Genomic DNA, 21,143 nt, shown 5'->3' with positions numbered 1-21,143 from the left:
TCGGCCGGCTCAAAGAAGCGCGAGGCTTGGCCACCCGCTACGAGAAAACCGCCGCCTCTTTTTTAGCCGTCGCTCACCTGCTCGCCGCCCTGGATTGGATGCGCTGACTGTCCACACTCTCTAAGGCAGGGACAGTCCGTTACTCCCTTTTCAACGAAACCTTGGCCCAGTTAAGTGCGGCCACTTTACTGGCTTAGCGTGCAACAACCGGTAAGTCGCCGTATCTTTGCGGTCTTGCTTATGGAAACCAGAAAAGTTGCCTTTTATACGCTGGGCTGCAAGCTCAACTTCTCCGAAACGTCCGCCATTGGCAGGCAGTTTGAGGAGCATGGCTTCGTAAAAACCTCTTTCGAAGACGCGGCTGATATCTACGTTATCAACACGTGCTCGGTAACCGACCATGCCGACCGCAAATGCCGCAAGGTGGTGAAAGAAGCCCTCAAGCACAACCCGGAGGCCTTCGTGGCCATTGTGGGCTGCTACGCCCAGCTTAAGCCCCAGGAAATTGCCGGGATTCCCGGAGTGCATGCCGTGCTGGGGGCCGCCGAGAAATTCCAGCTGGTGGAAACGCTGGCAGGCTTCCGCAAGCCCGCCCCGGGGCAACCCGGGCAGGTGTTTGCTTCCCCCATTTCTGAAGCCACCGAGTTTCACGCCGCCCACTCTTTCGGCGACCGTACCCGCACCTTCCTGAAGGTGCAGGATGGTTGCGACTACTCCTGCTCGTTTTGCACTATTCCGCTGGCGCGGGGAAAAAGCCGCTCGCACTCGGTGCAAAGCGTGGTAGAGCGCGTGCAGCAGTTGGCCGAAACGGGGGTAAAGGAAATTGTGCTCACGGGCGTAAACCTCGGCGACTTTGGCCTCCAAGGCCCTGAGCGGGAACGGAAGGAAGACTTCTATGACTTGGTTCGCGCCCTTGATGAGGTTTCCGGCATCGAGCGGTTCCGGATCAGCAGCTGCGAGCCGAACCTGCTCTCCGACGAAATTATCCGCTTCGTGGCGCAGTCGAAGCGGTTTATGCCCCACTTCCATATCCCGCTCCAGTCAGGCTCCAACAAGATTCTGGGGCTGATGCGTCGGCGCTACCGCCGGGAGCTGTACCAGGAGCGGGTAGCGTTGATTAAGGAAGTAATGCCTCACGCCTGCATTGGCGTCGACGTTATCGTGGGCTTTCCCGGCGAAACGGAAGCCGATTTTCTGGAAACCTACCAGTTTCTCAACGAGCTGGACGTGAGCTACCTGCACGTATTTCCGTACTCGGAGCGCGAAAACACCCTGGCCCCAACCCTGCCCGGCCGCGTGCACGACCGGCTCCGCCACGACCGCACCACCCAGCTGCGCGGCCTCTCGGAAAAGAAAAAGCGCTTTTTCTACGAGCAGCACCTCGGCCAGGAAACCCAGGTTTTGTTTGAGGATGACGTGACGAATGGGCAGATGGAAGGCTTCACCCCCAATTATATTCGCGTCACGGCCAAGTATGACCCGTTGCTGGTGGGTGAGCTGAAACGCCTGCGCCTTACCGCCGTGAACCCGCAGAACCTGATGGAAGCGGAAGAAGTTGGGTTCGAAGTATTACACCATTAGCCTCCAATTCTTACCAACAAGCAAAAGCGGCCCGATAAAGTATCGGGCCGCTTTTGCTTGTTGGGTCTTACCCTTGAGGAGGCATTACCGTAGCTGGCGCTGCATTAGGTCCAGCATTTGCTGCATCATGCGCTGCTGCTCCTGCAGATGCTGATTGCGCAGCTCGGCCAGGGCCAATTGATGGGCCATCTGTTGCGTGTACAAGGCCGACTGCCAGCCATCGGCTGGTGCCGGGGCGGGGGCCGGAGGCGTAAGGCTGGGGGCAGCCACTGGGGCCACTGCAGGAACCGGGGCCGCCGTGGCGGGGGCTTCTGACACCAGGTTTTTGAATGCCTGTCCAGATTCCGGAGCCGACTGCCTGCTTGTGTCAGCCGGTAGCTCTACGGAGCTGGCGTAAGCGGCCGGATCATCAACCCGCTCATCTTCCGGAGGCGAAGCTGGCTCTGGCTTTGCCTTATTCAGGTCTACATCCTGCCCATTTGAAGCATGAGCATCATTATTGAGCATAGGCCCGATGCCCTGCAGCAGCCAGTCTTTAGAAACATTTGGATATACTTCAAATACCTTGCACAAAAGGTCAAACCCAGGCTTATTACGCTCATCTACAAGGTGTTGAATTACCGTAGCCGTCTTATCCAAGGAAGTAGCAAAGGCATTCTTGCTTATTCCCAAATGAGCAATAAGCGAGGCGAAGCGCTGTCCAACTGTTTCCGTATTTTGCATATACCCAAATGATTTAATAGCAAATGTATATAAAACTTTCAAACACTCCCGATAAAGTTTTCACTTTGGAGTTGGTAGGCTTTAGCTGGTAGCAGCCGACTGATCCCGGCTTCGCACTGATAAAACGGTTGTAGGTATTCTCTCCCGGGCAGAAAGTGAACGAGGTGCCTGAAGGTGGCTGATAAAACCTCGCAGGTAGGGCACGGGCAACAAGTACGCTTGGGCCTGGCAGCGTCATAGTCGCATCACCGCAATGGCAAGCAGGGTTACTGCTTGCCATTGCGGTGATGCGTCGGTGCCTGCAACCAGCCTCCCCGGTTCTGCTTCTAGCCTACACCCGCTAAGCGGAGCTACTGAAAAAAATGCCGGCCTGTTTGCTTCAGTACTCACTCAGCGTACAAATCGAAAAGCTGACGCCGAGCTTGCGCCGCAGAAGTATCTGGCTCACTTTACGGCCGCTTCTGCTTGTTTTTTTCTGAACTGGCGGAGCAGCTTGTAGGAACTGTGAGTACCGAATCTATTAGCCTGGGCTATGCCGTTCAACCATCCCGCATGAGTAGCTGTTGCCAGGCTTGCCTCCGAAGCGCGGGCGTCTCTTTACTTGGTCTAGGATGGCAGCAGCAGGTACTCTACCAAGGCCGGTAACGCTACGCCAGGCTGCCCGGACACCCGACGCCGCTACAGGCTGTTTGCAGTAGTCCGTTTCGGCCAGTAAACCTGCTCCTTCTGCTAGCCGCGCTGCTATCCAGCCAAACATACGCCCAGCTGTTGTCTGCCAACTACTGCGCCATCGGGCGGCTACTCGTAGCGCAGGCTCTCAATGGGGTCGAGGGCGGCGGCTTTGCTAGCCGGATAGTAGCCCGAGGCCAGGCCCACGGTTACGCAGATAATCAACCCCAACGTCATCCAAAGCCAGGGCACCACGAAGCCGCCACTGCCCACAAAAAGCGAAACCCCGTTGCCCATACCCACCCCCAGCAGAATGCCGAAGGAGCCGCCCATTATGCAGATAACAATGGCCTCGATGAGGAACTGCTGGCGGATCTGCAGGGCGGTAGCACCCAGGGCCTTCCGAATGCCGATTTCGCGGGTGCGCTCCGTCACCGACACCATCATGATGTTCATAAGGGCAATGCTGGCTCCGAGCAGGGTGATAAAGCCCACCAGGAAGCCCCCGATTTTCATCCCGCCAGACAACTCATCGAGTTTGGCGGCCAGGGAGTCGGAGCGCTCCAGGTCAAAGGAATCTTCCTGGCCCAGCTGGTCGTGGCGCACGGCGCGCATAATGCCGGTAGCCTGGCCCGTGACGTAGGTCAGGTTTTCGGGCTGCTGCACGGCCGTTTTCACGTCGTAGGTGAGGGCCTGCTGCCGGGGCATCTGGTTGCCGGTTTCCAGCGGAATGAGAATGGTGCGGTCGGAGCCGCCCCCGCCCATGGTGGGCCCGCTTTTCTCGAATACGCCCACTACCTGAAACCGGCGGCCAAGGAAGTACACGTATTGGTTAATGGGGTCCTGCTGAGGGAATAGCTTGTCTTTGATTTCCGTACCCACAATAGCCACGTTGGCTCCGTTATCCAGCTCGGTCTGGGAAAAGCCCCGGCCGCTGCCCAGATTGTAGTTCTGGATGAGCAGGTAGTTCTCGTCCCCGGCCACTACGTTCATGTTGGGGTTGGTTTTCTTGCCGTTGGCCTTCACCTCGGCCGCCCCCGCAATAAAGGCCGACAGCCCAACTTTGGCATCGTCGCCGAGTTGCTCTTTGTACTGCTGGGCCTGCAGGTAGCTGATGGGCGGGTAGGTTCGCTCCTGCCGCCCCCCGCGCCGGAAGCGGTTGTTGTAGCCTTTGGCCGTCATTTCAAAGGAGTTGGCTCCCAGGCTGGCAAAGGTCTGGTTCAGGGAATTCTTCATGGCATCAATGGCCGTGAGAATACCCACCAGCGCCATAATTCCGATGCTCACGATAAGCGCCGTGAGCACCGTCCGCAGCAGGTTGCTGTGAATGGAACGGAATGCCTCCCGAATGTTTTCTAGCAAATGCATGGCCTGAGTCCTCTGGTAATGATGCGCGGTGGGCGCCGCAAGGTAGCCGCTTTCAGGCTAACTCCCGCGGGTTTTGGTACATTTGCTTACCTCGGTTTTTTACGGTTATCGTGCATGATGCGGAAGTTGTTTTTTCTGTTTGCGGGCCTGTTCCTGAGTTTGCTGCCACTGGCAGCCCGGGCCAACCACGTGCTCATCCCAATGGACCAGGTCCAGAAAGAGCACCTGAAAGCCTATGGCATTGCGTTCTGGCTGCTTACCAAGCAGGTAGAGGTAGATTGGCTGCTGAACTACCGCGGGGGCGCTTTTGCCTGCGACAACGTGCCCGGCCTGGAAAATGAGCTGGCCGTGCGGGGCGTGAGCTTTCAGGTGATTTCGGCGGCCCAGTACGGCAGCATCCTGCAGGAAATTGCCGACCCCAACGCCAACATGGACATCATGAAGCTGGAGAAGGTGCCCAAAATTGCGGTGTACACGCCCAAGGGCAAACAGCCCTGGGACGATGCCGTGACCATGGTGCTTACCTATGCCGAAATTCCCTACACCCAGATCTACGACGATGAGGTGCTGCACGGCGACCTGCCCAAGTACGACTGGCTGCACATTCACCACGAGGACTTTACGGGCGAGTACGGCAAGTTCTTCGCCTCCTACCGCAACCGTCCCTGGTACCAGCAGCAGCAGCGCGACTCGGAAGCGGCGGCCAAGCGCAACGGCTTTGCCAAGGTCAGCCAGATGAAGGGCGCCGTAGTAACGCGCATGCAGGAGTTTGTGGCCGGCGGCGGCTTTATGTTTGCCATGTGTGGGGCCACCGATACCTACGACATTGCCCTGGCAGGCCTCGGGATTGACATGGTAGAGAGCATGTACGATGGCGACCCGGCCGACCCCCAGGCCCAGAGCAAGCTCAATTTCAACCGCACGCTGGCTTTCAAGGACTTCCAGCTGGTGCGCGACCCGTACCAGTACGAGTACAGCAATATCGACATGCAGCCCCAGGAGCGCGGCGTGTACGAGGACAACGACTATTTCCAGCTGTTTACTTTCTCGGCTAAGTACGACCCGGTGCCCACCATGCTCACCCAGGACCACGAGAAAACCATCAAGGGCTTCATGGGCCAGACGACGGCCTTCCGCAAGCAGCTCATTAAGTCCGATGTAGTGGTGATGGGCGACAACAAGGCCTCGGGCGAGGTGCGCTACATGCACGGTACTTTGGGCAAGGGCACCTGGACGTTCTATGGGGGCCACGACCCTGAGGACTACCAGCACCTGGTAGAGGAAGAGCCTACCGACCTTTCGCTCCATCCCAACTCCCCCGGCTACCGCCTCATTCTCAACAACGTGCTGTTCCCAGCCGCCAAAAAGAAAAAGCAAAAAACCTGATCCGCCGCAGGCAAATTGGGTCATCCAAAAAGCGCCAGGAGCTGCTGAGAGCAGGTTCTGGGCAACCGATTTGTCAAGTGGCAACGGAAGCTGCGCGTCCCGGCTGTGGGGCTTCTCTCTTGCTTGCTGGGTTCACCAGTCACGCCTGCTGTTCAATCTAATTCGGCGGCCCTGCTCCTCTAACTTATCTAACGGACAGCGCGTTAGCCTTGACCCCGCCTGCCCTGGCAGGCACTGGCTTTCCTTGGTCCAGGCTTCCACCATAGTTTTCCGATTACTCTCGGGCAATTGATTCGGTACAAAACTCCCGGGTTAGGATATCCGTGAGGGTAAAATCCACGTTTGTAAGCGCTGACCTACTGCTGACCTTATGACTTCCGGGCAAACCAACTACGGCTTCTCTGCTACCAAAGGTGACTTACGCTCTGCCAACCCTCTCCCACGAGCTGTACTTCGCTCCAACAACTACCTGCTTCTTGATGGCGAATGGAGTTTTGCCCTAGACCCCGAGGACATTGGCCTGCGCGATGCTTGGTACGTGAGCCACCAGTACCAGCACACCACCAACTGGCCCGGCTCTATTGAAGAGCATATGGAGCAAATCAAGGTGCAGGGCCAGCCCTCCCGGTGGCAGGATAAGGTAGTAGCCTGGTACGAGCGGGAATTTGCCCTGCCCGAGCGCGGCGACGAACACAGCCTGTTTCAGCTTACATTCGGGGCCTGCGGCTACGAAACCCATGTGTGGCTGAATGGGCATCAACTGCGCACGATTGAGGGCGAAGATGTGCACTACGGCGAGTACACGTCCTTTTCTTTTGAATTGCGCGCCGAGCAGCTGCGGCCCGTCAACCGGCTTACCGTCCGCATTGCCGACACGATGGATGCCGAGACGCCTCGGGGCAAGCAGGAGTCGCACGTGTACAAGCGGGGCGGCATCTGGTACCAGACCCAAACCGGGGCTGTGCGCAGTGTGTGGCTGGAAATGGTAGAGCGCAACCGTCTCCGTTCCCGCGTGGGCATTGAGAGCGTCATTGAGGACCACCTCGTCCGCTTCAACATCACCACCCGGGTGCACGACCCGGGCGTGTACACGCTGCGGCTGCAGGTATTCGCCACCGACAGTGTTTCGCCCCAGCCCCTGGCTACTTCAGATTTCTCTTTAAAGCTGGAAGCCGGGCAGCGGCAGCAGCGCGTAATTCTGGAAATTCCGGATGCCAAGCTGTGGGCCCCGGGCTCCCCTAACCTGTATCGGCTGGTAGCCCACCTCATCGATGCCGACGGCTACGATGCGCAGATCGAAACCCATTTTGGTTTGCGGAAGGTTGAGTCGCGCGGCCGGTACGTGTACCTCAACAACGAGCCCATCTACCTGGATGGTATTCTGTACCAGCCCGGTACCGCTACCTACGAGGAAATGCGGCGCCACATGCACGCCATGCGCGAGCTGGGCTGTAACTTGGTGCGGGTTCACATTGCGGGCATCGACCCACGCATTTACAACCTGGCCGACGAACTGGGGCTGCTGCTCTGGGTGGAAGTGCCCAGCCCCCACTCCTCTACTCCCCGCAGCCGCGAAAACCACCGGGCCGAGCTCCTCCGCATGCTGGCCCTTATCCAGTCGCACCCCTCCGTGGTTATCTGGAGCCTCTACAATGAAGACTGGGGCTGCCAGGATATTGCCACCAACCCCGAAACCCGCCGCTACATCATCGACATGTATCACTACATGCAGATTGAGCACCCGCAATTTCTGGTGGTAGACAACGACGGGTGGCAACATATTTCCCACGAAGGCCGCCTGAAATCCGATTTGCTCACCGCTCACCTCTACACACCCGATTTGCCCCGCTGGCAGGAGCTGCTGGACCGGCTAGTGCAGGGCGAAATGGTGGGCACTGCTGCCTTTCCTTTGGTGGTAGGTGACCCGTTCTTTTACCGGCGCCAGAAGCCTCTTATTGTGAGTGAATGGGGCGGTTTTGGGTTTGCGGATTACGGCGGACCTGCGGCGGGAGAAGAGCGCACGGAGCGCATTCGCCAATTTAAGCGGGAGCTTCGCAGCCGCCCCATTGCCGGCGACGTGTACACCCAGGCCACCAACATCGAGGACGAGCGTAACGGCATCATCGACCCGCACACCGGCGAGCTGTCGGTACCGCCCGGGGTTTTGAACTCCGGAACGGCGCCCCTCTTATAAGCGGCCTGTTGCGCGGCGGCTAGTGCATCCGGTCGTCGCGCACGGGCAAGCTGGTGACGATTTCGCCTTCAATCTGGAGCAGTTCCTGCAGGCGGGCGTCTACCTCGCGGGCGTCGCAGTATTCCTTGGCCAGGTCCACGTACGCCACAAAATGGCCCGCTTCCGACACCATCAGCTCGTAGTAAAACTTGCTGAGCTCGGGGTCGGGAATGTGCTTCCAGAGCAGCTTGAACCGCTCACAGCTGCGGGCTTCAATCAGGGCCGACACCAGTAGCTGATCCATCAGCTGCCGCTCGCGGGCTCCGCCTTTGCGCACGTGGGCCATCAGCTGTACCACGTACTCGTCGCGGCGCGGGCGCCCCAGCTGGTGGCCCCGCTTGCGCAGCTCCTGCAGCACCCGCTCGAAGTGAGCCCACTCCTCGGCCACCAGCTCGGTCAGCTCATCCACGAGCCGGGTTTTCTCCGGGTACTTCACAATCAGGCTGATGCCCGTGCTGGCCGCCTTCTGCTCGCAGTAGGCGTGGTCGACGAGAATATCCTCAATGTTCTTACTAGCAATATCCACCCAGCGCGGGTCGGTATTGAGCTTCAGCTTCAGGATGGTTTTCTCCCGTTTCTGCGCTTCTTCCAGGGAAGGCTGCGTCGCCGAAAAGTCTGTCATAACGCTTCAAGTACTGCCTGAAACTACCCATGCTAAACAGGCTACAGGCTAAGTTATTAATCAAAGAAATTCCAGCGCAGTCCAAACTGAAAGCTTCGCGGGTTGCCCGTGTAGTAAGGCGTGGCGAAATAGCCGTTGCGGTACAGTCCCTGGTTGAGGTAAGCTAGTTTCAGGAAGAACGTCACAGCCTTGATGTCGCCGCTCACAAACACATCCATGAGCGGGTAGCTGCGGGAAGTGAACGTGTTCTGCACGTAGAACTGCTGGGTGCTGGGGCTGTAGTCGTAGGGCCGCCACCGCGACTGGAAGTACGTTTCCAGCCCTACCTGGCCAAACAGGGCTTTCTTGAACAAGTAGCCCTGGTAAGCAATGCGGCTGTTGGCTACCAGGGCCGGAATGCGTAAGCCAGGCTGGTCGCCGCCCCCGGTCAAGGTGGCTTCGTGGTCGGCGCGGAACTTGCCCAGGCGCACGTGGTGGCGCAGCCGGCCAATAAACAGGCGGCGGGCTTCTTGCAACTGCTCAGGTACCGCGGCCTCGTTGTAGAAAACCAGATCGGTGAGGTCTACGATGGCACCTTCTGCCCAAATGTGTTGAGAACCTAGCTTCTGCTCAGCCCGAACCAGTAACTGGTTTGCTTTGGTATTGCGGAAGGTGTTGCCTTCTGTGACATGGTCCCAGGCGTAGTGGTTGCCGCTCAGCTGCTGTTGGGTGAGCGTGGGCGCGTACGAAATGCTGGAAATCTCAGCCGTGAGCGGCCCTAGCGTAGCCGACGCCCGCACCCAGTACTCGTCAGCCAGCTTGTACTCGCCGGCCGTTTCGATGGCAAACTGCCGGTAACGGAAGGCCGCCGTGCCGCCCAGAAACACTTGGTTGAGCGTGCGAGCCCCGGTTTGCTCCGATTCGTCCTCGTTCACCATTGAGCGGGAAGCAAGGCGGGCATTACGGTACCGGCCATAGAGGCGGTAGTCCACGGCATCGGTGTGGCCCAACACCCCCACTGTGTTGTCGAGTTGCCGGTACGTGGTGCTGTCACCGGTGGCGGTAGAGTCGTAGCGGGTTTGGCGGTTGGCCAGGGCCCGGGGGTAGTACAGGATGTTGCCCGCGTTGTCGTAGGGAATGGCGTCGTCGTCGTAGCGGACGCGCTGGCGGTTGTAGTCCAGGGTATGGTACGCCGTGAGGCCTTTGCTAAGCAGGCGGTACGTTTGCGTCAAGTGGACATCGTCGCGGTTGTCGCGGCTCAGCGCCTGGGAAAGCCACACTTCCTCCCGCTGGTAGTCAAATAGCTGCCTTAAAGTCGAATCCCGGGGCAGGTTTCGAGTCGGGTCGCCGGGCTGGGGCTTAATACCGCCCTGCTCCACTGCTTCGTGCCGCGTGATGAGGTAGTTGGCCAGCAAATGATACCGCTCATCTTCGGACTGGTAGCGCCCAAACAGCATGATGGTGGAGTGGCGCACCATGCCCTGCCGGGGTGTAGACGCCAACACCTTGTTGCTGGCCACGCGGTTGTAGGTGATGCCCACATTGGCCAGCTTTTTAAAGCTCCGGCTGTGGGTCAGCTCAAAGATCTGCTCCCCCAGGTTGCTCTGCAGGTAGCGAAAATACGTGAACGGCGAGCGGGTATCGTAATACGGGATGTTGGCAGGATTGGGCGCGTACCGGTCGAAGGCATTGCGCCCCAGCCGGGCCCCAATCTGGGTGGGCATCTGCCAGAGCAAGCGGCGGGAGGCCGTGCCCAGGTTGCCCAGGTCCTGGTAAAAGGACGAATCGGGCAGCCAGTAGCGCAGGTTATGAAAGGTGGTGAGGGTGGTGTCCACGGTTTGGCCCTCGGTCAGGTCGCGCAGCACGTCCCGTTCCCGGATGATGCGCGTCGTGAGGGGCCCGTACAACACTTTGGTGGAGTCGTCGATGATTTGGGCGTGCGCCGGCCCACCCAGTACCAGCCCGACCAGGACGGCCAGCAGCCCGGCGTACCAACGAGTTGCGGAGAGGCCTTTCCTTCTCAACGAAAACAAAGCAAATAAATCAGACAACAGCGTAGGGCTGAAAAGTAGACATCAGTGACTGCCGGAGAAGGCTGGCGCCATCGGCCAGGAACCGGACTTCAATGGGAATATAAAACACCGGCACGCCTGCCAGAGCCGCCTGCAGGGCCGGCTCGCGCAGGCGCATGGCGTCTTTCTGCGTGGTAAAGATGCTGTCTCCGGGCCGGAGTTGGGCACACACCGCCTGAATTTCGGCCACGGTAAAGGGGTGATGATCGGCAAAGGCGGCCTCGTGCGTAAGCAAATATCCGGCCTGCATCAGGTGAGCCCGCAGGGGCCCGGGCTGGGCTATGCCCGTCAGCAGCACCCCGCTTTTGGTGACCGGCCCGCCCTCCGCGCCTACAGCCACCGGCGCCCCGTAAGCATAAGTGGAAAACAGCACGGGCACGCCCGGTCGGCTGTAGCGCCGGATGTACCGCCGAATCTGGGCTTGTTCAGCCAGGGCAAGCTCCGCCGGGCACTTGGTGACGATGATGACATCGGCCCGCCGGGCTCCACGGCGGCTTTCGCGCAGCCGCCCCGCGGGCAGCACGAAATCATGGTAGAATGGGCGCTGGTGCTCGGTAAGCAAAATGGACAGCGTAGGCTGCACCCGCCGGTGCTGGTAGGCATCATCCAGCACTATCGCCGAAGCGGAGGTGTCGCGGAGCAGGTGTTGAATGCCCACCCTGCGGTCCTCGGCTACGGCGACGGGCACGGCGGCCTTGAAGTCGAGAAAGTGCTGGAGTGGCTCGTCGCCCACCGTTGCGGCGGAGTCGGCGGCCGACACCCGCCCGTAGCCGGTAGTCTGGCGGCCGTAGCCCCGGCTAAGAATAGCTGGCAGCTGGCCGGCCAGCTGCAGTTCGTGCACCACCCAGGCCACGTGCGGGGTTTTGCCCGTGCCGCCCACCCGCAGGTTGCCTACGCTGATAACGGGAACCGGGAAGTGTGCTACTGCCTTGAGCCCCCTATCATACAGCCAATTGCGCACTGCCAGCACGGCGGCATAAAGCCAGCTTAACGGCAGCAGCAACAGGGTAAGCAGAGCGTTCATGCGGGGAATACAGAATTGAGTGGGGCGAAATTAAGGGGTTGTGGGCTGCCAACGGCGCAGGCTCCTAACGTAAGAGCAACCAAACCCGATGTTTTCGTCTGCTACTTTCCGCCATTTCTTCCGCCGCGTATGTCGTTTGCCGACCGGCTGCTGCCGTTTCTGACCCAGTTTCCGCTGCCTGAGACCCTGCCCGGCGACGTGCAGGCCCTGAGCCCTTACCAGGAGCCCGTTCCCCGCGAGCTACTCACGCAGTTTGCTCACCGCTTTTACGCCAGCCCCCAGCCACGCATTGCCCTGCTCGGCATCAACCCTGGCCGCCTGGGCAACGGCCGCACGGGCGTGGCCTTCACCGACCCGGTGGCTCTGCAGGATGTCTGCGGCATTGCCAACGAGCTACCGCGCCGGCGGGAGCCTTCCAGCCAGTTTGTGTATGAGGTAGTGGCGGCCATGGGCGGGCCGGCAGCATTCTACGAGGACTTTTATCTTGGGTCGCTTTATCCGCTGGTGCTGCTGAAAAACGGCCTCAACTACAACTACTACGACGCCCCCGCCCTGCAAACGGCCCTGCTGCCTGCCATGCGGGACTCCCTACACCGGCTGGTGCACGAGGTGGGCGTAGCACGCCACGCGGCCGTGTGCTTGGGCCGGCGCAACGCCCTGCTGCTGCATCGCCTGAACCAGGAGCTACAGCTGTTTGACCACATTGAGGTGCTCGACCACCCGCGCTACCTGATGCAGTATAAGCGCCGGGCGCTGGCCGAAAACGTAGCCCACTACGCCGCAACCCTTGACAAGGTGCGCCTGTGAGCATTGGGCCCGACTGCAGTTCTTCGGGCCAGCCGTTAGAATAAGTCACGATTCCCTGCGCCAGATTTATTTTCCACATTTGTCACATTCCTCACATTCGCCAAATTAAAAGAATGCCCACCCTTCAAGACCTTATGCGCGTGCTGGAGCAGGCCGCCCCGCTGGCGTACCAGGAAAGCTACGACAACGCGGGCCTGCAATGCGGCAACCCGGCGGCGGAAGTGCGGGGCGTGCTGATTGCCCTGGACTGCACGCCCGCCGTGGTGGAGGAAGCCCGCCGCCGGGGCTGCAACGTGGTGGTAGCCCACCACCCACTTATCTTCAAGCCCCTGAAGCGCCTGACCGGAGCTACGGAGGTTGAGCAGACGCTGCTGCTGGCCATCCGCCACGATATTGCCCTGTACGCCGCCCACACCAACCTCGACAATGTGCTGCACGGCGTCAACCGCAAGCTGGCCGACAAGCTGGGCCTGCAGCAGCTGCGCATCCTCGACCCCAAGCCCGGCCTGCTCGCTAAGCTCATCACCTACGTGCCGCTTGCCCACACCGAAGCCGTGCTGCAGGCCCTTTACCAGGCGGGAGCCGGCCAGGTAGGCGCCTACTCGGAGTGCAGCTTCCGCACGGAAGGCACGGGCACCTTCACGCCGGGGACTGGCACGCACCCGCATATTGGTCAGGTTGGCCAGCCGGAGGAAGTACCCGAGCACCGGGTAGAAGTGCTGCTGCCGTTGCACCTGAAAAATGCGGTGGTGCGGGCGTTGCGGCAGGCTCACCCCTACGAGGAAGTTGCCTACGACATCATTCGGCTCGAAAACCAGCACCAGGACGTAGGATCGGGCATGGTGGGCGAGCTGCCCGAGCCGCTAAGCCCGGCGGAGTTCCGGCAGCGCCTGAAAACCGCCCTGGGCGTGCCCGTGGTTAAGTACACCGCATTTGAGCAGCCCATTCGAAAAGTGGCGCTTTGCGGCGGTGCCGGCGCTTTTCTGATTGGCAATGCCCGCGCTGCCGGGGCCGACGCGTACGTAACCGGCGACCTGAAATACCACGAGTACTTTGGGGCCGAGGGCCGGCTGATGCTCTGCGACGTGGGCCATTTTGAGAGTGAGCAGTTTACCGGGGAAATCTTCCGGGATTTGCTTATGGGCAACTTTGGGAGTACTTTTGCGGTCTTAATTGCTGAGACTCTCACCAACCCTGTCCGTTATGATTGCTAACCCTTCCACGGAAACCCCGGTTGCCAGTAAGCTGGAAGCCCTCCTGAACCTGCAGCGCATCGATTCGCAGCTCGACGAAATCCGGCGCGTGCGGGGCGACCTCCCCGAAGAGGTGCGTGACCTGGAGGACGAAATTGCGGGCTACGAGGTGCGCGTAAGCAAGTTCGACGAGGAGATTTCGGGCCTCAACGAACAAATCAAGCAGCGTAAGCAGAACGCCAAGGACGCCGAAGGCCTCATCAAGAAGTATGAGGACCAGCAGCAGAACGTGCGCAACAACCGCGAGTACGAGGCTATTGCCAAGGAAATCGAGCTGCAGCGCCTGGAAATCCAGATTTCTGACAAGAAGATCAAGGAAGCCCAGTACCACATCGAGCAGAAAAACCAGGACATTGCCGGCACCAAGCAGCGCCTGGAAGAGCGCAAGAAGGACCTGGAAAACAAGCGCTTGGAGCTTCAAACCATTGTGGGTGAGAGCGAAGCCGATGAGCAGGTGCTGGTGAATGAGCGCTCCGGGGCCGTGAAGCCCATTGAGGAGCGTCTGCTGACGGCCTACACCCGCATCCGCGGCAACGTGCGCAACGGCCTGGCCGTAGTGACGGTGAAGCGCGACGCCTGCGGTGGCTGCTTCAACACGGTGCCCCCCCAGCGCCAGGCCGACATCATTGCCCACAAGAAAATTATCGTGTGTGAGCACTGCGGCCGCGTACTGGCCGATGTGGAAGCGCGCATTGCGTAGCTTTTGCTGTTGAGCTACTGACTATGTGAAAAGGAACGGCCTGCGCCGTTCCTTTTTTCTTGTATGGGCCGAATCCACCTGAACCTGCGGACTTACCAGCTGCGCCCGGGCCTCTTGCTTTGGTTGCTGGCGTTGCTGTGGCCACTGACGACAGGAACGCTAACGGCGCGCCCGCACCCCCGGCAGATCCCCGCACCCGAAGAAGGCAACGCGGCTAGCTCCCTGAACTTTCAGCTAAGCCCCGCGGCGCGGCAAGCCTACGCCGAGCTGCTGAAACTGCGTACTGCTCCGGCCCGGGCCCTGCTCCGGCCCGAGCAGCAGCGCGCGGCCGGCAGCGCCGGCACCCTGCTGGTAGCCGACTGCCTTGACTTCGCCGAGCTCATGATTACGCAGGATGCCCGCCGCTACGAGCCGCTTATTGATGCCCAGGACGAGCGGCTGGCCCAGCTGGAAAAGTCGCCGGAGCAAACCGCGCTACGGGCCTATGCCGCCGCCGAAATCCGCTTGCACCAAGCCGCCGCCCAGGTTGCTTTTCAGCACGAGCTGCAAGGCGCCTGGAGCATGCGCCAGGCGTATGCCGGCATGCTCCAAGTGGTGCGGCGCTACCCCAACTACCTGCCGGCCCGCAAGACCCTGGGCATGATGCAGTTCTTTATTGGCTCCCTGCCCGAGGGCTACCGCTGGTTTCTGAAGCTGCTGGGGCTGCCGGGCAGCGTGGAGGCCGGGCTCCAGAACCTGCGCGCGGCCGCCCAGCAACCCAACGACTTCCAGCCGGAAGCCCAGATTATGCTGGCGTTGGTGGAGGAAACCTACTACAAGAAAAAGGAACAGGCGGTGCAGCTGGCCACGGGCTGGGCCGCACGCCAACCCGACAACCTCCTCTTCAGCTACCTGGTTATCAGCCTCAACAAGCGCCAGCACCACACGGAAGCGGCCCTGGCCGCCTACCGGGCGCGGCCCACCGGGGCGGGTTACCTGCCGGTGGCATACCTGCACCATATGGCCGCCGACTTGTACCTGTACCAGGGGCAGTATGCCGCCTCGGAGCGGGCGAACCTGGTTTTTCTGCGCGACTTCCAGGGCCAGCACTACCGTAAGGATGCCGCTTTCAAGCTCTACCTGGCCTGCTGGCTGCGCGGCGACAACGCCGCCGCGGAACGGTACCGCCGCCAGATACCCACGGCGGGGCGCACCGTAGTGGAAGAAGACACCTATGCCCAGCGGTTTTACGAAGGCCAACAGCCCCTGAATGCCCACCTGACCCGGGCCCGGCTGCAGATTGACGGCGGCTACTACCGTGAGGCTCTTATTACACTGGAGGCTTTCCAGGAAACGCCCCGGACCCTGCTGCGTGACCGGATCGAAGCGCCCTACCGCCGGGCCCGCGCCTGGCAGGGCCTCGGCCGCCTCGACTCGGCCCGCCTGCTCTACCGCCAAACTATGGCTGTAGCGGGCAACGCACCATACTACTTTGCCCCGCAGTCGGCCCTGCAGCTAGGCTATCTGTACCAGGCCGAAGGCCAGAAAAGCACGGCCCGCTACTATTTTCAGAAAGTGCTGGCCTATCCCAAGCACGAGTATAAAAACAGCACCGATGCCAAAGCCAAAGTAGCCCTGCAGGAGTTGGACTGACCCGAAGGCGCTAATGCCCCCTGGCGGGTCTTGGCCTATCCTGACTGCAGATTTAGTCCGCGCAGCGGGTGCGTCTGCCCGCCGGCGAATAGAAGCCAGTCTCCCGACTGGCGGCCGCCCCAGCGGCCACCCGGTACCGCGCCGCCTTCGCCGCCTCGCGCCGCCCCCGTACTTTTGCGCTGTGCTTTCCTTTCCACTTGCCTCCCTCCCGTTCGACTTTACCGCCCGCGCCCTGCGCTGGGCCGCTGGCTTTGCCCACTGCGCCTATTTTGAGCCCAATCGGCTGAGCTATCCGGCCGGGCCGTTTGAGCAGCTGCTGGGGGTTGCCGCCGAAGCGCCCGATGCCCCGCGCACTTTGGCGGAGTTGCGCAGTTGGCAGCAGCGGGAAGGCGCCGCGCCCGGCTTTGGGTTCCTGACCTATGAGGTAAAGAACGAGATAGAGCAGCTGACCAGCGCCAACTTCTCGGGCCTGGACTGGCCAGTGCTGCACTTCTTCCGGCCCCAAACCTGGCTGCGTTGGGACGGTGAGCGGGTAGAAATCCACGGGCACACGGCCGGCGTGCTGGACGCTATTCTAGCTACTCCTGTGCCAGCCGTGCCACCCGTCCGGGTACCGTTGCTACGCGCCCGCCTGCCCAAAGCCGACTACCTGCGAACCGTAGAGGCCGTGCGCGAAGACATCCTCAACGGGGAAGTGTACGAATTGAATCTTTGCCAGGAGTTGTACGCCGAGGCCGTTGTGCTAGACCCCGTCGAGGTGTTTCTGCGCTTGCAGGCCGCGTCTCCCGCCCCCTTCGCAGGTTTTTTTCGCCACCGGCACCACTACCTGCTGTGCGCCTCGCCGGAGCGGTTTCTGGCCCGCCGCGGCGCCACCATCCTTTCGCAACCCATCAAGGGCACCATCCGGCGGGGTACCACGGCGGCCGAGGACGAGCAGCAGCGCCTGCGCCTGCTGCACGACGAGAAGGAGCGCGCCGAAAACCTGATGATTGTGGACTTGGTCCGCAACGACCTCGCCCGCGTAGCTCAAACGGGTACTGTGCAGGTGCCCGAGCTGTTTGGCCTCTACCCCTTCCGCCAGGTCTGGCAGATGATTTCGACCGTGCAGGCTGCGCTGCGCCCCGACGTGGGTATGGTGGACGTGCTGCGGGCATCTTTTCCCATGGGCTCGATGACGGGGGCGCCAAAAATTCGGGCCATGCAGCTGATTGAGCAGTATGAGCGCACCCGGCGCGGCCTCTACAGCGGCAGCATCGGCTACGTGTGGCCCTCCGGCGACTTTGACTTTAACGTGGTTATCCGCAGCCTGCAGTACCGGCAGGACACCGGCTACCTGAGCCTGCAGGTGGGCTCGGCTATTACCTACGATTCGGTAGCGGAGCGCGAGTACGAGGAGTGCCTGCTCAAGGCGCGGGCCGTGCTGGAAGTGCTGGGCGCCACGGTGAGCGAGTAAGTGCGTGAATGCGTGGTTTCAGGTGCTAACACCTTCCTTGCCCACTCCTGTACTTACTCTCGCATTGCTTTCTGCCATTCTGTCATTTTAGACCTATAACCGTTACCTTTGTCTTTCCCCGAACTGTGAAGCCGACGCCTCCGAGGCATTTTCTATGTCCCAACCGCTGATTACCTTAGACTTCCTCGATACGCCTACCCTCCCCACGCCCACGGTGGAGGCCACCACGCACGCGCACGAGCCCTCGGGTGCCGTGCGCGTAAACCCGACAACCCGCACCGGCCGTACCCGCAAGCTCTACATCGAGAGCTACGGCTGCCAGATGAATTTCTCGGATTCCGAAATCGTATCCAGCATTCTTTTTGAGCAGGGCTTTGATACCACCGAGGAGCTGGAAGGTGCTGACCTAGTATTGCTTAACACGTGCTCTATCCGGGAAAAGGCCGAGCAGACGGTGCGCATGCGCCTTTCCCAGATCAACAGCTACAAGAAGCGCAGCCCGGGTATGTTGGTAGGTGTGCTGGGCTGCATGGCCGAGCGCCTGAAAAGCAAGTTTCTGGAAGAAGAAAAACTGGTAGACCTGGTAGTGGGCCCCGACGCCTACCGCGACCTGCCCCAGCTGATTCAGCAGGTAGATGGTGGCCAGAAAGCCGTGAACGTGCTGCTGAGCCGCGAGGAAACCTACGCCGATATCACCCCCGTACGCCTGAACTCCAACGGCATCACGGCTTTTATCAGCATCATGCGGGGTTGCGACAACATGTGCTCCTTCTGCGTGGTGCCCTTCACCCGCGGCCGGGAGCGGAGCCGCGACGCGCATAGCATTGTGCAGGAAGCCCGCGACCTGGTGGCCCAGGGCTACAAGGAAGTAACCCTACTGGGCCAGAACGTGGACTCCTACAAGTGGGCCAGCGCCGACGGCACCGAGCACGTGAACTTCGCTCAGTTGCTGGAGCGCGTGGCCCTCATCAGCCCCGAGCTGCGGGTGCGCTTCTCTACCTCGCACCCAAAGGATATTACGGACGAGGTGCTGCACACCATGGCCCGCCACGAAAACATCTGCAAGTACATTCACCTGCCGGCTCAAAGCGGCAACTCCCGCGTGCTGGCGCTCATGAACCGCACTTACGACCGGCCCTGGTACGAGGAGCGGGTGCAGGCCATCCGCCGCATTCTGGGCGAGGACTGCGCCATCAGCACCGACATGATTTCGGGCTTCTGCTCCGAAACCGAGGAGGAGCACCAGGACACGCTGAGCCTCATTGACTTCGTGCAGTACGACATGGGCTACAATTTCTTCTACTCGGAGCGGCCCGGCACCTTGGCGGCCCGCAAGCTGGAAGATGACATTCCCCTGGACGTGAAAAAGCGTCGTCTGCAGGAGGTTATTGACCGCCAGCAGCTGCACGCCCGGGCCCGCTACGCCCGCATGGTAGGGCGCGTGCACCGGGTACTGGTAGAAGGCCGCTCCAAGCGCTCCGAAGATCAGCTCAGCGGCCGTAACAGCCAGAACCAGGTGGTTATCTTTCCCAAAGGCACCGCCCAAAAAGGCGACTACGTAAACGTACTAGTGACTAGCACGACTGGCGCGGCCCTCCTGGGGGAAATCATTTAACAAACGGCTAGCCTGCGCGGAGCGCCTCGTACCATTCCACCAAAGGTGCTTCGCTGTGCCTAAGCTGGCGGCATTCTTTGTGGATGCTGCAAAATAAACCGCTGCGATTTTCGTCTACCCCACGAAAACCTACCCCGACTTGACACCTTCCGAAATACAGAGTATCAAACAACGCTTCGGCATCATCGGCAACGCGCCTACGCTGAACTACGCCATTCAGGTGGCGGCGCAGGTGGCTCCTACCGACATGACGGTGCTGATTACGGGCGAAAGTGGTTCCGGTAAGGAGTCGTTTTCCAAGATTATTCACGCCCTGTCGCCGCGCAAGCACGGGCAGTTCATTGCCATCAACTGCGGCGCCATTCCCGAAGGCACCATCGACTCGGAGCTATTCGGGCACGAAAAAGGCTCCTTTACCGGCGCGCAGGAAGCCCGCAAAGGCTACTTCGAGGTAACCAACGGCGGCACCATTTTCCTCGATGAGATTGGGGAAATGCCCCTGGGTACCCAGGCCCGCCTGCTGCGCGTGCTGGAAAACGGGGAGTTTATTCGGGTAGGCTCGTCTAAAGTACAGAAGACGGACGTGCGCGTAGTAGCTGCCACGAACGTGAATCTGCTGGACGCCGTGCGCGAAGGCCGCTTCCGCGAGGACCTGTACTACCGACTTAACACGGTGCCGATTACGGTTCCACCCCTGCGTGAACGTGGCGATGATATTTACCTACTATTCAGAAAGTTTGCCACAGATTTTGCCGACCGCTACCGCGTAAAGCCTATCAGCCTCAACTCCGAGGCGGTGCAGGAGCTGCAGCGGTTCCGCTTTCCCGGCAACATCCGCCAACTCAAGAACGTGGCCGAGCAGATGTCGGTGCTGGAAACCGACCGCGAGGTGGATGCCCGCCGCCTGCGCACCTACCTGCCTGCCGACCAAAGCAGCCGCCTGCCCATGCTGGCCCACGCCGCCGGGCAGGCCACCGATGGCGCCGGCAACGCCTATTCGGAGCGCGACTTACTCTACAAGGTGCTGTTTGATATGCGCCGCGACATGACCGACCTAAAGCGGCTGGTGCTGGACCTGGCCGCCGGCCAACGCCCCCAGGATACTCAGGAATTGCTGCGCCAGAACAGTCACTTGTTCAGCAACTTGAACGCGGTGCCCTACGAGGCTGGCCGGCCTCTGCGCCCGGCCCCCGAAGGCAGTGCCTCCGAGTACATCCTCACGCCCTCCGTGGCCGAGCCTATCGAGTACGAGGAGGAAGGACAGCCCGTGGAAGATATTTCGCACGAAACGGAAGAGGAAACTCTTTCGCTGGAGGCTAAGGAAAAGGAAATGATTATTAAAGCGTTACGCAAGCACAACAACAAGCGCAAGTACGCGGCTCACGACTTGGGTATTTCCGAGCGCACCCTGTACCGCAAGCTCAAGCAATATGATCTGGAACAACTATAAGCGGCTGCTCGCCCTCTGCCTGCTGGTGCTGGCGGCCACCCTCACGGGCTGCGGTATTTACTCGTTTACGGGTACCAACACGGGCGCCGCCAAAACGATGTCCATCCAGACCTTCCCCAACAACGCCCCTAACGGCCCATCGGCGCTTTCTCAGCAATTCACCGAGGACTTCAAAGACTTTTTCCAGCGCAACACCACGCTCAAGCTGGTTCCGCGTGATGGCGACCTGCAGTTTGAAGGCGCCATTATTGCCTACGACCTGGCCCCGGCGGCCATCGAAAACCAGGGTGGCCGCGACCAGGCGGGCATTAACCGGCTCACCATTCAGGTGCGGGTGAAATTCACGAATACCCTGGACCCCAAGCAGGACTTCGAGCAAACCTTTCAGAGCTACGAAGACTTCCCCGGCACCCAGGACGCCTCGCAGATCAGTGCTAACCAGACAAAGATCCGCGAAATCAACCGGCGCATTATCAATGATGCCTTTAACAAGTCGGTAGCCAACTGGTAAGTTGTGGCGGGCAATGATTTAGTGGCTAAAATCCCGTATTGTTGCGCCCCGCCAGCGGCGGCCTC

16 protein-coding genes are annotated in these 21,143 nt (G+C 60.4%); 11 read left to right on the top strand and 5 right to left on the bottom strand.

Features of this window, described 5'->3' with window-relative positions:
* The first annotated feature begins 240 nt into the window (after positions 1 to 240).
* A complete protein-coding gene (mtaB, locus tag FY528_RS17630) occupies positions 241 to 1,581 on the top strand; it encodes a tRNA (N(6)-L-threonylcarbamoyladenosine(37)-C(2))-methylthiotransferase MtaB (RefSeq protein ID WP_149072343.1) in 1,341 nt (446 codons plus the stop codon).
* An 84-nt stretch (positions 1,582 to 1,665) separates the two neighbouring features.
* On the opposite strand, the gene FY528_RS17625 is transcribed toward mtaB, so the two are convergent.
* Both FY528_RS17625 and FY528_RS17615 read right to left on the bottom strand, forming a co-directional pair.
* Positions 1,666 to 1,899 (bottom strand): hypothetical protein, encoded by a 234-nt coding sequence (locus tag FY528_RS17625; RefSeq protein ID WP_149072342.1) that lies wholly within the window; start codon positions 1,897 to 1,899, stop codon positions 1,666 to 1,668.
* A gap of 1,203 nt (positions 1,900 to 3,102) precedes the next feature.
* Positions 3,103 to 4,341, bottom strand: a complete 1,239-nt coding sequence (locus FY528_RS17615; protein WP_149072340.1) for an ABC transporter permease — start codon at positions 4,339 to 4,341, stop codon at positions 3,103 to 3,105.
* Between the two features lie 114 nt (positions 4,342 to 4,455).
* On the opposite strand from FY528_RS17615, the gene FY528_RS17610 reads away from it, so the two are divergent.
* Both FY528_RS17610 and FY528_RS17605 read left to right on the top strand, forming a co-directional pair.
* Complete coding sequence (locus FY528_RS17610) at positions 4,456 to 5,727, top strand: asparagine synthetase B (protein WP_373281632.1); 1,272 nt, start codon at positions 4,456 to 4,458, stop codon at positions 5,725 to 5,727.
* 370 nt (positions 5,728 to 6,097) lie between these two features.
* Positions 6,098 to 7,921, top strand: coding sequence for a glycoside hydrolase family 2 protein (locus FY528_RS17605; RefSeq protein ID WP_149072339.1), 1,824 nt, complete (start codon positions 6,098 to 6,100; stop codon positions 7,919 to 7,921).
* A gap of 19 nt (positions 7,922 to 7,940) precedes the next feature.
* Here FY528_RS17605 and FY528_RS17600 read toward each other — a convergent pair whose 3' ends face one another.
* The 3 genes from FY528_RS17600 to lpxK are packed head-to-tail and all read right to left on the bottom strand — an operon-like array spanning position 7,941 to position 11,657.
* On the bottom strand, positions 7,941 to 8,582 hold the full coding sequence (locus tag FY528_RS17600; RefSeq protein WP_149072338.1) for a MiaE family protein: 642 nt from the start codon (positions 8,580 to 8,582) through the stop codon (positions 7,941 to 7,943).
* 56 nt (positions 8,583 to 8,638) lie between these two features.
* Positions 8,639 to 10,612, bottom strand: a complete 1,974-nt coding sequence (locus FY528_RS17595; RefSeq protein ID WP_187632178.1) for a putative porin — start codon at positions 10,610 to 10,612, stop codon at positions 8,639 to 8,641.
* Positions 10,605 to 11,657 (bottom strand): tetraacyldisaccharide 4'-kinase, encoded by a 1,053-nt coding sequence (gene lpxK / locus FY528_RS17590; protein WP_149072336.1) that lies wholly within the window; start codon positions 11,655 to 11,657, stop codon positions 10,605 to 10,607. Before lpxK ends, FY528_RS17595 begins: the two co-directional genes overlap by 8 nt.
* A gap of 129 nt (positions 11,658 to 11,786) precedes the next feature.
* On the opposite strand from lpxK, the gene FY528_RS17585 reads away from it, so the two are divergent.
* From FY528_RS17585 to FY528_RS17550, 8 genes are all read left to right on the top strand, one after another.
* Positions 11,787 to 12,464 (top strand): uracil-DNA glycosylase family protein, encoded by a 678-nt coding sequence (locus tag FY528_RS17585; RefSeq protein WP_149072335.1) that lies wholly within the window; start codon positions 11,787 to 11,789, stop codon positions 12,462 to 12,464.
* Positions 12,465 to 12,577: 113 nt separating this feature from the next.
* The gene (locus tag FY528_RS17580; RefSeq protein ID WP_187632177.1) at positions 12,578 to 13,678 is read left to right on the top strand and encodes a Nif3-like dinuclear metal center hexameric protein; all 1,101 of its coding nucleotides are present in this window, start codon (positions 12,578 to 12,580) and stop codon (positions 13,676 to 13,678) included.
* Positions 13,668 to 14,417 (top strand): zinc ribbon domain-containing protein, encoded by a 750-nt coding sequence (locus tag FY528_RS17575; RefSeq protein WP_149072334.1) that lies wholly within the window; start codon positions 13,668 to 13,670, stop codon positions 14,415 to 14,417. Before FY528_RS17580 ends, FY528_RS17575 begins: the two co-directional genes overlap by 11 nt.
* Positions 14,418 to 14,480: 63 nt before the next feature.
* Positions 14,481 to 16,049, top strand: coding sequence for a tetratricopeptide repeat protein (locus FY528_RS17570; protein WP_149072333.1), 1,569 nt, complete (start codon positions 14,481 to 14,483; stop codon positions 16,047 to 16,049).
* Between the two features lie 181 nt (positions 16,050 to 16,230).
* The gene (locus tag FY528_RS17565; RefSeq protein WP_262384049.1) at positions 16,231 to 17,502 is read left to right on the top strand and encodes an anthranilate synthase component I family protein; all 1,272 of its coding nucleotides are present in this window, start codon (positions 16,231 to 16,233) and stop codon (positions 17,500 to 17,502) included.
* A gap of 154 nt (positions 17,503 to 17,656) precedes the next feature.
* Positions 17,657 to 19,117: a tRNA (N6-isopentenyl adenosine(37)-C2)-methylthiotransferase MiaB gene (miaB, locus tag FY528_RS17560; protein ID WP_149072331.1), complete on the top strand. Its 1,461-nt coding sequence runs from the start codon at positions 17,657 to 17,659 to the stop codon at positions 19,115 to 19,117.
* Positions 19,118 to 19,256: 139 nt separating this feature from the next.
* Positions 19,257 to 20,567, top strand: a complete 1,311-nt coding sequence (locus FY528_RS17555; protein WP_149072330.1) for a sigma-54 interaction domain-containing protein — start codon at positions 19,257 to 19,259, stop codon at positions 20,565 to 20,567.
* Complete coding sequence (locus FY528_RS17550) at positions 20,548 to 21,078, top strand: LptE family protein (protein ID WP_149072329.1); 531 nt, start codon at positions 20,548 to 20,550, stop codon at positions 21,076 to 21,078. Before FY528_RS17555 ends, FY528_RS17550 begins: the two co-directional genes overlap by 20 nt.
* The last annotated feature ends 65 nt before the right edge of the window (positions 21,079 to 21,143 follow it).

Origin of the sequence: Hymenobacter lutimineralis (genome assembly GCF_008271285.1) — a bacterium.
Classification (GTDB): domain Bacteria; phylum Bacteroidota; class Bacteroidia; order Cytophagales; family Hymenobacteraceae; genus Hymenobacter; species Hymenobacter lutimineralis.
Note: the sequence above shows the minus strand (reverse complement) of the source record. Positions and strands in the feature narration are given on the sequence as shown.

Excerpts from the sequence above, each read along its gene's own strand:
- FY528_RS17615 (WP_149072340.1), bottom strand. The coding sequence starts at position 4,341 with ATGCATTTGCTAGAAAACATTCGGGAGGCATTCCGTTCCATTCACAGC.
- miaB (WP_149072331.1), top strand. The coding sequence starts at position 17,657 with ATGTCCCAACCGCTGATTACCTTAGACTTCCTCGATACGCCTACCCTC.
- FY528_RS17585 (WP_149072335.1), top strand. The coding sequence starts at position 11,787 with ATGTCGTTTGCCGACCGGCTGCTGCCGTTTCTGACCCAGTTTCCGCTG.
- mtaB (WP_149072343.1), top strand. The coding sequence starts at position 241 with ATGGAAACCAGAAAAGTTGCCTTTTATACGCTGGGCTGCAAGCTCAAC.
- FY528_RS17605 (WP_149072339.1), top strand. The coding sequence starts at position 6,098 with ATGACTTCCGGGCAAACCAACTACGGCTTCTCTGCTACCAAAGGTGAC.
- lpxK (WP_149072336.1), bottom strand. The coding sequence starts at position 11,657 with ATGAACGCTCTGCTTACCCTGTTGCTGCTGCCGTTAAGCTGGCTTTAT.
- FY528_RS17600 (WP_149072338.1), bottom strand. The coding sequence starts at position 8,582 with ATGACAGACTTTTCGGCGACGCAGCCTTCCCTGGAAGAAGCGCAGAAA.
- FY528_RS17570 (WP_149072333.1), top strand. The coding sequence starts at position 14,481 with ATGGGCCGAATCCACCTGAACCTGCGGACTTACCAGCTGCGCCCGGGC.
- FY528_RS17575 (WP_149072334.1), top strand. The coding sequence starts at position 13,668 with ATGATTGCTAACCCTTCCACGGAAACCCCGGTTGCCAGTAAGCTGGAA.
- FY528_RS17610 (WP_373281632.1), top strand. The coding sequence starts at position 4,456 with ATGATGCGGAAGTTGTTTTTTCTGTTTGCGGGCCTGTTCCTGAGTTTG.
- FY528_RS17580 (WP_187632177.1), top strand. The coding sequence starts at position 12,578 with ATGCCCACCCTTCAAGACCTTATGCGCGTGCTGGAGCAGGCCGCCCCG.
- FY528_RS17550 (WP_149072329.1), top strand. The coding sequence starts at position 20,548 with ATGATCTGGAACAACTATAAGCGGCTGCTCGCCCTCTGCCTGCTGGTG.